Below are 296 nucleotides of genomic sequence, written 5' to 3' on the forward strand. Positions count from 1 at the left end.
AGCACATCCTGTGTCGTGTGGTCCTGGACCAGGTGATGCATCCGCAGCAAGGCCAGCCACCGGCCCTCACCCGCCGGCTCCGCAGCCGTATACACGTCCATCAGCGGGGCACGACCGATATCCATCACCGGCCCCGCCGCAGCGATCAGCTCCTGCACAGCAGCAGAGCCGACACAGCTCAGCTCCACCGGAACAACCGGCAGGACGGCCCGGCGGACCACGACCTGGACCGGCTCACTCAATCCCTCCCACACGAAAGCCGTGCGATAGATGTCATGCCGATCCACGACCTGCTG

General features: G+C 65.9%; 1 protein-coding gene. It reads right to left on the reverse strand.

Annotation, left to right across the window (positions count from 1 at the left end; genetic code table 11):
* A partial coding sequence (locus KUM49_RS47065) for a hypothetical protein (RefSeq protein WP_217243159.1) occupies nucleotides 1-296 on the reverse strand: 296 nt, incomplete at both ends.

Origin of the sequence: Streptomyces sp. AC555_RSS877 (genome assembly GCF_019049245.1) — a bacterium.
In the GTDB taxonomy this organism is placed as follows: domain Bacteria; phylum Actinomycetota; class Actinomycetes; order Streptomycetales; family Streptomycetaceae; genus Streptomyces.